Origin of the sequence: Streptomyces sp. NBC_00683, from assembly GCF_036226745.1 — a bacterium.
GTDB lineage: Bacteria > Actinomycetota > Actinomycetes > Streptomycetales > Streptomycetaceae > Streptomyces.
The window spans coordinates 8,180,597-8,194,582 of record NZ_CP109013.1 but is presented as its reverse complement, the minus strand read 5'-3'; the positions used below and the strand labels follow the sequence as shown (position 1 = coordinate 8,194,582).

The 13,986-nt window shown below is 70.9% G+C and carries 13 protein-coding genes; 8 read left to right on the top strand and 5 right to left on the bottom strand.

From position 1 onward, the window contains the following. Positions 1 to 280 precede the first annotated feature (280 nt). On the top strand, positions 281 to 667 hold the full coding sequence (locus tag OG257_RS35575) for a VOC family protein (protein WP_329214323.1): 387 nt from the start codon (positions 281 to 283) through the stop codon (positions 665 to 667). 60 nt (positions 668 to 727) lie between these two features. On the opposite strand, the gene OG257_RS35570 is transcribed toward OG257_RS35575, so the two are convergent. Together OG257_RS35570 and OG257_RS35565 are read right to left on the bottom strand one after the other, a co-directional pair. Continuing rightward, positions 728 to 1,225 (bottom strand): GNAT family N-acetyltransferase, encoded by a 498-nt coding sequence (locus OG257_RS35570; protein WP_329214321.1) that lies wholly within the window; start codon positions 1,223 to 1,225, stop codon positions 728 to 730. 78 nt (positions 1,226 to 1,303) lie between these two features. After that, complete coding sequence (locus OG257_RS35565; protein WP_329214319.1) at positions 1,304 to 1,708, bottom strand: J-domain-containing protein; 405 nt, start codon at positions 1,706 to 1,708, stop codon at positions 1,304 to 1,306. 218 nt (positions 1,709 to 1,926) lie between these two features. Here OG257_RS35565 and OG257_RS35560 point away from each other — a divergent pair, with 218 nt between their 5' ends. Beyond that, positions 1,927 to 2,499 (top strand): hypothetical protein, encoded by a 573-nt coding sequence (locus tag OG257_RS35560; RefSeq protein WP_329214317.1) that lies wholly within the window; start codon positions 1,927 to 1,929, stop codon positions 2,497 to 2,499. Further along, a complete protein-coding gene (locus tag OG257_RS35555) occupies positions 2,499 to 3,122 on the top strand; it encodes a hypothetical protein (RefSeq protein WP_329214315.1) in 624 nt (207 codons plus the stop codon). The genes OG257_RS35560 and OG257_RS35555 overlap by 1 nt, the downstream gene beginning before the upstream one ends. A gap of 68 nt (positions 3,123 to 3,190) precedes the next feature. Here OG257_RS35555 and OG257_RS35550 read toward each other — a convergent pair whose 3' ends face one another. Together OG257_RS35550 and OG257_RS35545 are read right to left on the bottom strand one after the other, a co-directional pair. After that, entirely contained in the window at positions 3,191 to 3,988 is a 798-nt protein-coding gene (locus OG257_RS35550; RefSeq protein WP_329215519.1) for a tyrosine-protein phosphatase, read from the bottom strand. A 99-nt stretch (positions 3,989 to 4,087) separates the two neighbouring features. Then, positions 4,088 to 4,597 (bottom strand): SHOCT domain-containing protein, encoded by a 510-nt coding sequence (locus tag OG257_RS35545; protein ID WP_329214313.1) that lies wholly within the window; start codon positions 4,595 to 4,597, stop codon positions 4,088 to 4,090. A gap of 256 nt (positions 4,598 to 4,853) precedes the next feature. Here OG257_RS35545 and OG257_RS35540 point away from each other — a divergent pair, with 256 nt between their 5' ends. From OG257_RS35540 to rho, 5 genes are all read left to right on the top strand, one after another. Then, positions 4,854 to 6,707: a methylmalonyl-CoA mutase family protein gene (locus OG257_RS35540; protein WP_329214311.1), complete on the top strand. Its 1,854-nt coding sequence runs from the start codon at positions 4,854 to 4,856 to the stop codon at positions 6,705 to 6,707. Next, complete coding sequence (gene scpA / locus OG257_RS35535) at positions 6,707 to 8,947, top strand: methylmalonyl-CoA mutase (RefSeq protein WP_329214309.1); 2,241 nt, start codon at positions 6,707 to 6,709, stop codon at positions 8,945 to 8,947. The genes OG257_RS35540 and scpA overlap by 1 nt, the downstream gene beginning before the upstream one ends. Before the next feature lie 11 nt (positions 8,948 to 8,958). Further along, entirely contained in the window at positions 8,959 to 9,993 is a 1,035-nt protein-coding gene (gene meaB / locus OG257_RS35530; RefSeq protein WP_329214307.1) for a methylmalonyl Co-A mutase-associated GTPase MeaB, read from the top strand. Positions 9,994 to 10,018: 25 nt separating this feature from the next. Continuing rightward, positions 10,019 to 10,894: a polysaccharide deacetylase family protein gene (locus tag OG257_RS35525; RefSeq protein ID WP_329214305.1), complete on the top strand. Its 876-nt coding sequence runs from the start codon at positions 10,019 to 10,021 to the stop codon at positions 10,892 to 10,894. Positions 10,895 to 11,149: 255 nt separating this feature from the next. Next, a complete protein-coding gene (gene rho, locus OG257_RS35520) occupies positions 11,150 to 12,289 on the top strand; it encodes a transcription termination factor Rho (protein WP_329214303.1) in 1,140 nt (379 codons plus the stop codon). Between the two features lie 45 nt (positions 12,290 to 12,334). On the opposite strand, the gene pgm is transcribed toward rho, so the two are convergent. Further along, positions 12,335 to 13,981, bottom strand: a complete 1,647-nt coding sequence (gene pgm / locus OG257_RS35515; RefSeq protein ID WP_329214301.1) for a phosphoglucomutase (alpha-D-glucose-1,6-bisphosphate-dependent) — start codon at positions 13,979 to 13,981, stop codon at positions 12,335 to 12,337. Positions 13,982 to 13,986: the final 5 nt, after the last annotated feature.

Genomic DNA, 13,986 nt, shown 5'->3' with positions numbered 1-13,986 from the left:
GTACAGGCGACCGGCTGCGCGCAGGGGGACGACACACGTGCCCGTGCTGTCCATAGTGGCACCTACCTGGGATTTCACCACGCCGGCCGGGCGCCGTCCTCCCCCCGCGCGGTCGGTGCGGACGGAGGTGCGCGAGCGGCCGGAACCGGGCGATCGGAGGCCAAGCCCTCGACTCACCGTGACCCCTCACCTAAGATCTTGGGTACGGCATCGCGCGTCGGTCACCGTCCGGGTGAGGCGTGGAGGTAGCCCGTGAGATGCCCGTTGGAGGCATTCCACAGTGTCAGTCGAGTTGAATCACACCATCATTCACTGCCGGGACAACCGCGAGTCCGCCGATTTCCTGGCGCACATTCTGGGCCTGGACGCCGGAAGGGAATGGGGCCCCTTCATTCCGCTCGTTCTCGCGAACGGCGTGACGCTGGATTTCGCGACCATTCCCGCTGAATCGATCACCGCGCAGCACTATGCGTTCCTCATTTCCGAGGCGGAGTTCGATACCGCCTTCGAGCGGATCAAGGCGCAGGGGACCGCGTACTACGCCGATCCCCACCAGAAGCTCCCCGGCGAGATCAACCACAACGACGGCGGGCGCGGGATCTACTTCCCCGACCCGAGCGGGCACGGGATGGAACTCATCACCCGCCCGTACGGCGGCTGGTCGTAGCAGCGGCTGCCTGTGGCGCATCCGAGTGGCCCGGCCGGGAGACGGCCGGGCCACTCGCCGTCAGGGGCTCTCGATCGGGAGGGTCAGCTCGGGCCGGTCCCACATCACCGCGGGCGGGCTGGCCGGCACCGTACCGGTGCGCTCCGCGCCCACGCTGCGGTAGAAGCCTTCGGCGGGCGGATGCGAGACCACTCGTACTTCGCTCAGTCCGGCGCGGCGCGCCTCGTCCAGTAGGTGACCGACCAGGAGGCGCCCGATGCCCAGCCCCTGGGCGTCGTCGCCGACGAACATGAGGTCGAGTTCGGGCGGGGAGACGACCAGCGAGTAGAAGCCGAGCACGCGGTCGTCGGCGCCGACGGCAACGAAGACCTGGTGGGTCTCGATGTAGTCCGGGCCGACCCGGTACCCCTGGACCATCGGCGCGTACGGCCCGTCGTAGGCGCGTGAGGTGGTGACGAGGCGGGTGAGCCGCTTGGCATCCCGTGCGACGGCCCGCCTGATGCGGACCCCTGCGGGTCCGGTGGACCCGCCACGCCTGTACGTAATGCTCGACTTCATACAGCGAGTATTACGTACCCGCGACTCCCGGTGCGCAGGGACCCGGTGCGCAAGGGGTCATGCCCCACGGGTTCAGGTTCAGCCCCGGCCCCGCTGCTCCCGCCACTCCCTCAGGACGGCCTCGACGTCGAAGGGCCTGAGGTTCAGGGGCGGGCCCTCGGGCGGCATGAGAAGCGCCTTGCGGATCTTGTCGTTGATCTCGTTCAGCAGGCGCCGGACCTCGGCTTCCGTCCTGGCATCCGAGACCGCCTCCCTGGCGTCCTCAGCCTCTTTCCGGAGGGTCAGCGACGGCGGGAGCACGGACAGCCCCTCCCGCTGCATCTTGGCCTTGATCCACCACGTCTCGTCGTAGGGCCGTTCGAGCCCGGGGATCGGCTTGCCGAAGCCGGGCAACGCGGAGAAGTCGCCGCGCTGTTCGGCCTCGCGGATCTGCTTGTCCACCCAGGACTCGAAGCTGACGCCGGTGGGCTTGCGCTCGGTCACCGTGTGCCCCTCTCAGAACTCGTCCGGCAGCACTCCGGGTTCGGGCCCGGGTCCCGCGCATTCCACGATACCGAGCAGCCCGTCCGCATGAACTCCGTCAAGCGGGTACACGACTGCTTGCAAAGCCGCCCGGCACTTCGACCCGGGCCCGTCCGAAGGGAGTTGACGAGAGTGAGACAGCGCTACGCACCGACCGCGAACCGACAGGGGGGTCCGTCATGACGACCGTGGTGATCATCGTTGCCGTCGTCCTGCTGGCGGCGGTCGGCTACTTCCTCGTCCGTCGCCGGACGGGCGGCGGCCATGGGCTGCGGCGCCGCTTCGGACCCGAGTACGACCGCACGGTCGAGCGGCACAACGGCGACACGAAGGCCGCCGAGCACGAGCTCGCCGAGCGCGTGAAGCTGCACGGCCACCTGGAGGAGCGGCCCCTGCCCCCGGAGGCCCGCGAGGGATACACCGACCGCTGGGCCGCGGTGCAGGAGCAGTTCATCGACTCGCCCACCGAAGCGGTCGCCCAGGCCGACGCGCTGCTGGCGCAGCTGGCCCGGGACCGGGGCTTCCCCGACGGGGCCGGCTTCGAGGAGCAGACGGCCGCCATCTCGGTGCACCACGCGGAGCACGTCGACGGGTACCGCAAGGTGCACACGGCGGTGCGCGGCAAGGGCGGCACCGAGGACATGCGCAAGGCGCTGATCGAGTCCCGCGCCCTCTTCGACGTACTGCTCGGACACGCTCCGGACGAACCGGCCCGCACGAGCCGGCACCGGACGAACGGAAGGACCGCCTGATGCACCGCACCGAACCCACTGACAGCTCTGCCACCGAGGCGCCCCGGACCGCGGCGGAAGCGCGGCGCGCCGAAACGACTCCGACCTCGACGGAAGCGCGGCGCACCGAGACGACTCCCGCATCGACGGAAGCGCGGCGCGGCGAGACGACTCGGACCGCCCCTGAACCGCAGCACGACCCGGCACCCGGGACCGCCGCGACGCGGACCGCGACACCGGGCCCCGACCCGACCCAGGTCATGAACCGGGGTCCCGGCGATGCCGGTGCGCCGCCCGCCGCACGCCCGTCCACCGCCCCGGCCTCGGCATCGGCAGGCAAGCCGGCCCACAGGCCCGAGACCGCCCCCGCGGGCATGCCCCTGCTGCCCGCCAAGGAGCAGGCCTCGCTGACCGAGCGCATGCAGCAGGCCGTCGCCGACTTCGTCGAGAGTCCGCGCCAGGCGGTCGAGGAGGCCGAAAGCACGTTCGACACGATCGTGGCGGATCTGACCGAGGCGCTCGAGGAGCGCAGGCGCACCCTGCGCACGAGCTGGCAGGCACCGGACACCGAGGCCCGGACGGAGGAGCTGCGGCTGGCCCTGCAGCAGTACCGTGACGTCGGCGAACGGCTCCTGCGGGTCTGACCCGGAACCCCGCAACGGCGGCCCGGTGCGATGTCCTTCGAGGACGTCGCACCGGGCCGCGCGGCGTTTCAGGCCGGTACCGCCAGGTCGGCGCGCAACCGCTCCACCACCGCCGGGGGTAGCCGCAGCGCCTTGTGGAGATAGCCGTCGAGTCCGCCCCATTTCTCGTCCATCGCGTCCAGCGCCGCTTCGAGGTAGCGGGGGCGGACCTCGATGATCGCGGACGCGATGTCCGGGTCCCCGCCCGCCTCGAGGAAGCGCTGGACGCCTGGCCCGAAAGCACCCCGGACGGCCGGATTCACGGCCAGGAACTCCGCCCGGACGACTTCACGCGACGCGCCCGCCATGAGCAGCAGGAGCGCGGCGGCCCAGCCGGTCCGGTCCTTGCCGGTCGCGCAGTGGAACAGCACCGGTCGCGCACGCGGATCCGCGGCTGTCTCCAGGAAGGCGCGGTAGGCGGCCGCGGCACCGGGCGAGAGCACCATCTTCCGGTAGGTCTGGGCGAAGAGTTCCTCCGCCTTGCCGTCGCCGAGCACACTCGCTGCGCCGTCCGGGTCGCCGAGCAACGCCCTGATCCTGGCGGGTGCGACACCGGGGTTGTCGCCGAGCACGTCGGCGACGAAGAGCCGTGCGCCCGGCGGCAGGCGGTCGGGCGCCCACTGGCGTTCGTCCGCGGTGCGGAGGTCGACGACGGTACGGATACCGAGCGCGGCCACCGCCATGTCGCTCTCGGCGTCGAAGTCGCTCAGCTGCCCCGAGCGCAGGAGGATTCCCTGACGCAGGCGGCGGTCGCGTCCCAGGGCGATGCCGCCCAGGTCGCGCAGGTTGACGACGGTGGCAGCAGGGACGGCGCGGGCGGTCTGCACGATGAACTGCCTCATTCCCGACGAACTCCACAGGTCAGAATCAACGTCGCACGTAGCGCGAAAATCGACAAAGGAAAGTGCCGGGTACCGGCGGGGATGTCAGTCGGCGAGGATCCTCGTCTTCTGCGCGGCGAACTCGGCGTCGGTGAGTACGTCCTGCTTCCGCAGCTCGGCAAGCCGCTCGAGCAGGGTGATGACGTCGTCCCCGCCGTCCGCGGCCCCCTCCGAGGGAAGGCGCTCATGCGCCACGAGCTGCCCGCCGGCCTCTTGGGCCGCACGGGTGAAGGGCACCGCCCAGAGGTCCTCGCGGACGATCAGCGCGGCCGAGTTCCCCGGCGGCACGCTCCGGCCGAGCGAGTCGATGTCCTTGACGGCGGACAGCCCGGCCACCTCACCGGTGACCGGCTCGAACGACACCAGCCCGTCGGGGTCGACATCCCTCAGCTCCTTGGACGCGAGCGTGCCGCCCTCAGCGCGGTGGACGAAGGACAGGTCCAGGACACGCACCGCCTCCGACGCGACCGCGTCGGCCAGAGCCGACGCCATCGGACCGGTGAGGGTGCTGCCGGGAAAGACGACGACGAGGTACTCCACGGGTCCCACGGCCACGACGCGCCCCTTTCCTGCGGTGCTGGAACGTCAGAAGCATAACTTCGGACATTCAGTGACGCACTGTGAAACTTCATGGTTAAGACATCGCATTCGCCTCATTGCCTGCCATGGAGGGGTACGACGGGACCGGACCCGCTCACCCCCCGGACGGGGGAAACGCGACGGTCGGTGAGGGATCACGCGCGTTCCGGAGAGGGCAAGGTCACAGCCGGTGCCACTGCTGCTCCTCAGAGCACTGACCTAGCATCTGAGCATGACGGTCCTGCCTGCTGACGGGCTCTCTCTGGCCGCCGAGTTCCCTGACCCCTCCCATGATCAGTGGCAGAGCCTTGTCGAAGGCGTACTGCGCAAGTCTGGCAAGGAAGTCACGGGCACGGCCGCCGAGGAAGCACTGTCCACCGCGCTCGGGGACGGGCTCACCGCCCGCCCCCTGTACACCTCCCACGACGTATCAGCCGACCCCGGATTCCCCGGCTTTGCCCCCTTCACCCGGGGCAGCAAGGCCGAGGGCAGCATCACGGGCGGCTGGGACGTACGGCAACGCCACGCGCTGACGGACCCGGTACGCCTGAACGAGGCCGTACTCGGCGACCTGGAGAACGGCGTCACCTCGCTGTGGCTGGCCGTGGGCGGGCCCGGCGGGGTTCCGGCCACCGGCCTCGCCCGTGCGCTCGACGGTGTCTATCTCGACCTGGCACCCGTCGCCCTCGACGCCGGCAGCGAATTCGAGCCTGCCGTACGGGAGTTGCTGGCGCTCTACGAGGCGCGAGGCATCGCGAAGTCTGCCGCGCGCGGCAGCCTCGGCGCGGACCCGCTCGGCCACGCGGCGCGTACCGGCGGCGAGCCTGACCTGACGGCCGCCGTCCACTGGGCGCGGCTGTGCGGCCGCGAGTACCCGGGGCTGCGCGCGCTGGCCGTCGACGCACTGCCGTACCACGAGGCGGGCGGCTCGGCCGCGCAGGAGCTGGGGCTCTCGCTGGCGACGGGCGTCGCCTATCTGCGGGCGCTGACCGAGGCGGGAGCCTCCGTCGAGGAGGCGTGTGCGCAGCTGGAGTTCCGGTACGCGGCGACGGCCGACCAGTTCCTGACGATCGCGAAGCTGCGGGCCGCGCGACGGCTGTGGGCCCGGGTCGCCGAGGTATGCGGAAGCACTGCGGCAGGTGCGCAGCAGCAGCACGCCGTGACCTCGCCCGTGATGATGACCCGCCGTGACCCGTGGGTGAACATGCTGCGGACGACGCTCGCCTGCCTGGGCGCGGGGGTCGGCGGGGCCGACTCCGTCACCGTACTGCCGTTCGATCACGCACTGGGTCTGCCGGACGCGTTCGCCCGGCGGATCGCCCGGAACACGTCGACGATCCTCATGGAGGAGTCGCACTTGGCACGGGTCATCGATCCGGCAGGCGGTTCCTGGTACGTCGAGCGGCTGACCGATGAACTCGCCGCCGCAGCATGGTCGTTCTTCCAGGAGGTCGAGCGGGCGGGCGGCCAGGCCGCCGCGCTGCGCTCCGGGATGGTCGAGGAGCGGCTCGCCGGCACCTGGGCCGCCCGCAGCAAGGACCTGGCGCGGCGCAAGGAACCGGTGACGGGCGTCAGCGAGTTCCCGACGCTCACCGAGCGGCCCGTGGAGCGGGAGCCCCACCCCGCCCCTTCGACGGGAGGCCTGCCGAAGGTCCGCCGCGACGAGGCCTTCGAGGCTCTGCGTGCCCGGTCGGACCGCCACCTGGCCGCCACCGGCAGCCGCCCGAAGGTGTTCCTCGCCGCCCTGGGCCCGGCCTCGGTGCACACGGCACGCGCGTCCTTCGCCGCGAATCTCTTCGTCGCGGGCGGCATCGAACCCGTCCACGATCCCGCTTCCGTGGACGCCACGACCGCGGCCGGGGCCTTCACCGCCAGCGGAGCGACGATCGCCTGCCTGTGCTCCTCCGACGCGCTCTACGCCGAGCAGGCCGACGCTGTCGCCGGGGCCCTCGCCTCCGCCGGAGCCGTGCAGGTCCTCCTCGCGGGCCGGCCCGGCGATTACACGGGCGTCGACGGCCACGTGTTCGCGGGCTGCGATGTGGTTGCCGTCCTCTCCTCCGTACTCGACTGCATGGGAGTGGCGTGATGAAGACCACCGAGACCACCGGGACCCCGGCGACGGGAACCCCGGTTCCGGACTTCTCCGATGTCCCCCTGGCCGCCGACGCCCCTGCGGAGGTGTCCGCCGACCAGTGGCGTGCCGCGGTGAAGGAGTCGACCGGTACGTCCGAGGACGAGCTGCTCTGGGAGACACCCGAGGGCATCGCGGTCAAGCCGCTGTACACCGGACAGGACCTGGAAGGCCTCGACTTCCTGGAGACCTACCCGGGCATCGCCCCGTATCTGCGCGGCCCGTACCCGACGATGTACGTCAACCAGCCCTGGACGATCCGGCAGTACGCGGGATTCTCCACGGCCGAGGAGTCCAACGCCTTCTACCGGCGCAATCTGGCGGCCGGTCAGAAGGGGCTCTCCGTCGCGTTCGACCTGCCCACGCACCGCGGCTACGACAGCGACCATCCCCGGGTGACCGGTGACGTCGGCATGGCGGGCGTGGCGATCGACTCGATCTACGACATGCGCCAGCTCTTCGACGGCATTCCGCTGGACAAGATGTCGGTGTCGATGACGATGAACGGCGCGGTGCTGCCCGTACTCGCCCTGTACATCGTGGCCGCGGAAGAACAGGGCGTGCCGCCCGAGAAGTTGGCCGGGACCATCCAGAACGACATCCTCAAGGAGTTCATGGTCCGCAACACCTACATCTATCCGCCCGGCCCCTCGATGCGGATCATCTCCGACATCTTCGCGTTCACCTCGCAGAAGATGCCGCGCTACAACTCCATCTCCATCTCCGGCTACCACATCCAGGAGGCGGGGGCGACGGCCGACCTGGAGCTGGCCTACACGCTGGCCGACGGTGTGGAGTATCTGCGGGCGGGACGCGACGCCGGGCTCGACGTGGACGCGTTCGCGCCCCGGCTGTCGTTCTTCTGGGCGATCGGCATGAACTTCTTCATGGAGATCGCGAAGCTGCGCGCGGCCCGGCTCCTGTGGGCCAAGCTGGTGAAGGAGTTCGAGCCCAAGAACTCCAAGTCGTTGTCGCTGCGCACCCATTCGCAGACTTCCGGGTGGTCGCTGACCGCTCAGGACGTCTTCAACAACGTCACGCGGACGTGTGTGGAGGCGATGGCGGCCACCCAGGGCCACACCCAGTCGCTGCACACCAACGCCCTGGACGAGGCGCTCGCGCTGCCGACGGACTTCTCGGCCCGGATCGCGCGCAACACCCAGCTGCTGCTCCAGCAGGAGTCCGGCACCGGGCGGGTCATCGACCCGTGGGGCGGCAGCGCGTACGTGGAGAAGCTGACGTACGACCTGGCGCGGCGGGCGTGGCAGCACATCGAGGAGGTCGAGGCGGCCGGCGGCATGGCGAAGGCCATCGACGCGGGCATCCCGAAGCTCCGGATCGAGGAGGCCGCGGCCCGTACCCAAGCGCGGATCGACGCCGGGCGCCAGCCGGTCATCGGCGTCAACAAGTACCGGGTGGAGACCGACGAGAAGATCGACGTGCTCAAGGTCGACAACTCCTCGGTGCGTACGCAGCAGATCGAGAAGCTCCGGCGGCTGCGCGAGGAGCGGGACGAGACGGCCTGCCAGGACGCCCTGAGGGCGCTGACGGCGGCGGCCGAGCGGGACCCGGGACCGGGCCTGGAGGGCAATCTGCTGGCGCTCGCGGTCGACGCGGCCCGGGCGATGGCCACGGTCGGCGAGATCTCGGACGCTCTGGAGAAGGTGTACGGGAGGCACGCGGGCCAGATCCGTACGATCTCCGGCGTGTACCGCAAAGAGGCAGGAGAGTCCCCGTCCGTGGACCGTACCCGCGCGCTGGTCGACGATTTCGAGGAGGCCGAGGGCCGGCGTCCGCGCATCCTGGTCGCGAAGATGGGCCAGGACGGCCACGACCGCGGCCAGAAGGTGATCGCCACCGCCTTCGCCGACCTGGGCTTCGACGTCGACGTCGGCCCGCTGTTCCAGACGCCGGGCGAGGTCGCCCGGCAGGCGGTCGAGGCGGACGTGCACATCGTGGGCGTCTCGTCGCTGGCCGCCGGGCACCTCACGCTCGTACCCGCGCTTCGCGCGGAACTGGCGGCCGAGGGCCGGGAGGACATCATGATCGTGGTGGGCGGGGTGATCCCGCCGCAGGACATCGAGACGCTGCACGGGGCGGGTGCCGCCGCGGTGTTCCCGCCCGGCACCGTGATCCCGGACGCGGCCCACGACCTGGTCACGCGGCTCGGTGCCGCGCTCGGCCACGAGCTGTGAGCCGCTGACGGATGGCTCCGAACATCGACGTCGACGCGTACGTCAAGGGCGTGCTCGACGGGAAGCGTGCGTTCGTGGCGCGTGCGATCACACTCGTCGAGTCGACCCGCCCCGATCACCGGGTACTGGCGCAGCGGTTGCTGAGCGAGCTGCTGCCCCGTTCGGGGCGGGCGAGGCGCATCGGGATCAGCGGGGTTCCCGGAGTGGGGAAGTCCACGTTCATCGATGCGCTAGGCACCCTACTGACGGGGCTCGGGCACCGGGTCGCCGTACTGGCCGTCGACCCCTCGTCCAGCCGTACGGGCGGTTCCATCCTGGGCGACAAGACCCGGATGGAGCGGCTGGCGGTGGACGCCCGGGCGTTCGTACGCCCCTCCCCCACCGCGGGGACGCTCGGCGGGGTGGCCAAGGCGACCCGTGAGTCCATCGTGGTGATGGAGGCGGCGGGCTACGACGTGGTCCTGGTGGAGACGGTCGGGGTCGGGCAGTCGGAGACCGCGGTCGCCAACATGGTCGACACGTTCCTGCTGCTCACCCTGGCCCGTACCGGCGACCAGCTGCAGGGCATCAAGAAGGGTGTCCTGGAACTGGCCGACGCCATCGCGGTCAACAAGGCCGACGGCCCCCACGAGCGCGACGCCCGCTCGGCGGCACGTGAACTGGCGGGCGCCCTGCGGCTGATGCACCCCGTGGACGCGGCGTGGACTCCTCCGGTGATGACCTGCAGCGCCCGGGAGTCGACCGGTCTGGACGAACTGTGGGAGCGGCTGGAGCAGCACCGCACGCTCCTGGACAGCACGGGGCGGCTCACGGCCAAGCGCCGCGAGCAGCAGGTGGACTGGACATGGACGATGGTCCGCGACGAGCTGCTGGACAGCCTGCGCAGCCATCCGGCCGTGCGTGCGCTCACCCCGGAACTCGAACAGCGGGTACGCGGGGGCGAGTTGACGGCCACTCTGGCCGCCGAGCAGATCCTCGGAGCGTTCCGCGGGGATGCGGCGGCTCAGCCGGGCACGGCCGGCGGAAAGAATCCGGAAGACAGCTGAGGCCCGTTCGCGCACAGTGGGTGCGGTGACCGCTGACACCGCACCCACGACCCGTTCCAGTGAGCTGCTGGGATTCGCGCCCGATGCCCGGGTACTCATCGTCAACTGCGACGACTTCGGGATGTACCACGCGGTCAACTCCGCCGTGATCGCGTCGATCGAGAACGGCATCGCGGCCTCGTGCAGTCTCATGGTGCCGTGCCCGTGGGCGCTGCACGGCATGCGTCTGCTCCGGGAGCGGCCGGAGATCCCCTTCGGCATCCACCTCACGCTCGTCTGCGACACGACGGACTACCGCTGGGGGCCGCTGAGCGCGAAGGACAGGGTTTCGTCGTTGCTGGACGACGCGGGCGGGCTCTTCACTCCGGCGGGCATCCCCGAGCTGCTCGGCCGGGCCCGCCCGGAAGAGGTCGAGCGCGAGTTCCGTGCACAGATCGACGCCGTCATGGACGCCGGTCTCGAGCCGACCCATCTCGACTGGCACTGTCTGGCGGACGGCGGGCGCGAGGACATCCTCGACCTGACCGTGGCCCTTGCCGGGGAGTACGGCCTGGCAGTACGGATCTGGCTCGAGCCCGCGAGGCAGAAGATGCTGCGGCAAGGCCGGCCGGTCACTGATCACGCCTTCCTGGACAGCTTCGCGCTGGACCTCGACGGCAAGGCGGCCCGCTTCGCCGAGCTGCTGCGCTCCCTCCCGGCAGGGCTGAGCGAGTGGGCGGTGCATCCCGGGCTGGCCGACGAGGAGTCACGGGCCATCGACGGCGGCTGGCAGGTGCGCAGCACCGACCTTGAATTCCTCACATCGCCCGAGGCGCGCGAGATCCTGCGGCAGGAGGCCGTCGTGGTGACCGACTACCGCGCGGTCCAGCGGGTCTGGTCCGGCGCCGGCGGCGCCAGGTAGCCGGGCGGCTCCTTCCCTCTCCTCGGCTTGCGTGCTACGGTGCGATCAGCACGTGTGTACGCCCGGAATCGGGCGCCGGTGCTGTTTCATCTCATTTCCGCTGTGGTGCCCGTCCTCCAGTGACCGGCGATCCAGCTTCTCCGCATCACTTCTTCTGTCCGGTCCGGGCTTTTCCGCCCGTCACACGGGGCGTGATTCCGCCGCCTCCGCTTCGCCGGACCTCTCATTCGCCTTGTCCGCGAAAGGACCCACCCCATGACCAGCACACTCGAACGCCCCGTCACACAGCAGAATCAGCCCGTCCGCACCGCAGGTGTCCTCGACACCACGAACAACGGACACGGCGTACTGCGCACCGACGGCGGCCATCCCTCCCCCGGTGACATCCAGGTGTCGCCCTCGCTCATCCGGCAGTACGGCCTGCGCAAGGGCGACGTCGTCGGCGGAACCTGCGAACGGCCGCGGGCACTGTCCCGGATCGACTCGGTCAACGGCCGTGCCCCGCAGGACCTTCGGGGCCGGCCGCACTTCCGCGACCTCACACCTCTCCACCCCCAGGAGCGGCTGCGCCTGGAGACACCGCGCGGCGGACCCGCCACGCGCGTCGTCGACCTCGTCTCACCGGTCGGCAAGGGGCAGCGCGGCCTCATCGTCGCGCCTCCGAAAACCGGCAAGACCGTGCTTCTGCAGCAGCTCGCCGCAGCCGTCGCCACCAACCATCCGGAATGCCATCTGATGGTCGTCCTGCTCGACGAACGCCCCGAGGAGGTCACGGACATGCGCCGCTCCGTGCGCGGCGAGGTGTACGCCTCCACGTTCGACCGGCCCGCGAAGGAGCACATCGCGCTCGCGGACCTCGCCGTGGAACGGGCCAAGCGGCTCGTGGAGCAGGGCCGGGACGTCGTGATCCTCCTAGACTCCCTGACCCGACTGTGCCGGGCCCACAACAACGCCGCCGGGGCGGGCGGGCGCACCCTCAGCGGTGGCGTCGACGCCTCCGCCCTCATCGGCCCGAAGAAGCTGTTCGGGGCGGCACGCCTGGCCGAGGAGGGCGGTTCGCTGACCATCCTGGCGACCGCGCTGGTGGACACCGGATCCCGCGCCGACGACTACTTCTTCGAAGAGCTGAAGAGCACCGGCAACATGGAACTGCGTCTGGACCGCCGGCTGGCCGACAGGCGGGTCTTCCCCGCCGTCGACATCACCCTGTCCGGCACCCGCCGCGAGGAGCTCCTGGTACCCGCCGCGGAACTGGCGGCCGTACGGGGACTGCGCCGCGCCCTGCAGTCCAGGGACGGACAGGCCACCCTGGAGGTCCTGCTGGAGAAGGTCCGCGCGACCCCGGACAACGCCACGTTCCTCCGGCAGGTCCAGCACACCGTTCCCGGCGCGTAGCAGCCCCGGCTCACGACACCTCGGCCACGGCGCGCCGGTCCCGGATCAGCCCGTTCCGCCCAGCGCCTCGGCGACCAGGGTGCGCGCCTCGTCCTGGACCCTGGCCAGGTGTCCGGCGCCCTGGAAGCTCTCCGCGTACACCTTGTACACGTCCTCCGTTCCAGAGGGGCGGGCGGCGAACCAGGCACTGTCGGTGCAGACCTTCAGGCCGCCGATGGCCGCGCCGTTGCCCGGCGCCTCGGTGAGTACGGCGGTGATGGGCTCACCCGCCAGGGTGTCCGCCGTGACCTGGTCCGGGGAGAGCCTGGCCAGTACCGCCTTCTCCTCACGCGTCGCCGGAGCGTCGACCCTGGCGTAGGCCGGGTCGCCGAAGCGGGCGGTGAGTTCGCCGTAGTGCTGGGAGGGGGTGGAGCCGGTGACGGCGGTGATCTCCGAGGCCAGCAGGGCGAGCAGGATGCCGTCCTTGTCGGTGGTCCACACCCGGCCGTCGCGGCGCAGGAAGGATGCTCCGGCGGACTCCTCGCCACCGAAGCCCAGGGTGCCGCCGAACAGTCCGTCGACGAACCACTTGAATCCCACCGGCACCTCCACCAACGGGCGCCCGAGGTCTGCCGCGACCCGGTCGATCATGGAGGAGGAGACGAGGGTCTTGCCGATGCCGGTGCCGGCGGGCCAGCTGTCGCGGTGGGAGTAGAGGTAGCGGATGGCCACGGCCAGATAGTGGTTGGGGTTCATCAGGCCGCCGTCGGGGGTGACGATGCCGTGCCGGTCGGCGTCCGCGTCGTTGCCGGTGGAGATGGTGAACGCGTCGCGCTGCTCGATCAGCGACGCCATCGCGTACGGCGAGGAGCAGTCCATCCGGATCTTCCCGTCCCAGTCCAGCGTCATGAAACGCCAGGTGGGATCGGCGAGCGGGTTGACCACGGTGAGGTCGAGCCGGTGGCGTTCGGCGATCCGGCCCCAGTAGGCGACCGAGGCGCCGCCGAGCGGGTCCGCACCGATCCGGATCCCCGCGTCGCGTACGGCGTCCAGGTCCAGGACGGCCGGGAGGTCGTCGACGTACGCGGTGAGGAAGTCGTGCCGCCCCGTGGTGTCGGCGGCGAGTGCCCGGGCGTACGGGATCCGCCGGACCTCCTTCAGCCCGCCCTCGATCAGGGTGTTGGCCCGGTCCTGGATCCAGGAGGTGGCGTCCGAGCCGGCCGGCCCGCCGTGCGGGGGGTTGTACTTGTAGCCGCCGTCGGCCGGCGGGTTGTGCGACGGGGTGACCACGATGCCGTCGGCGAGACCGCTGCCGCGGTCCTGGTTGTACGTCAGGATGGCGTGCGACACGGCGGGGGTGGGGGTGTAGCCGTCGTCGCTGTCGATCAGTACGGTGGCCCCGTTGGCGGCCAGCACCTCCAGGGCGGTCACCCGCGCCGGTTCGGACAGCGCATGGGTGTCGGCGCCGAGGAACAGCGGCCCGTCGGTGCCCTGACGGGCCCGGTAGTCGCAGATCGCCTGGGTCGTGGCGGCGATGTGGTCCTCGTTGAAGGCTGCGGCCAGGGCCGAGCCCCGGTGCCCGGAGGTACCGAACGCGACGCGCTGGCCGGGTTCCGCGGGGTCGGGGTGAACGGTGTAATAGGCCGTCACCAGACGCGCCACGTCCACCAGGTCTCCGGGCTGCGCCGGCTGACCGGCCCGTTCGTGAACCATCGGTT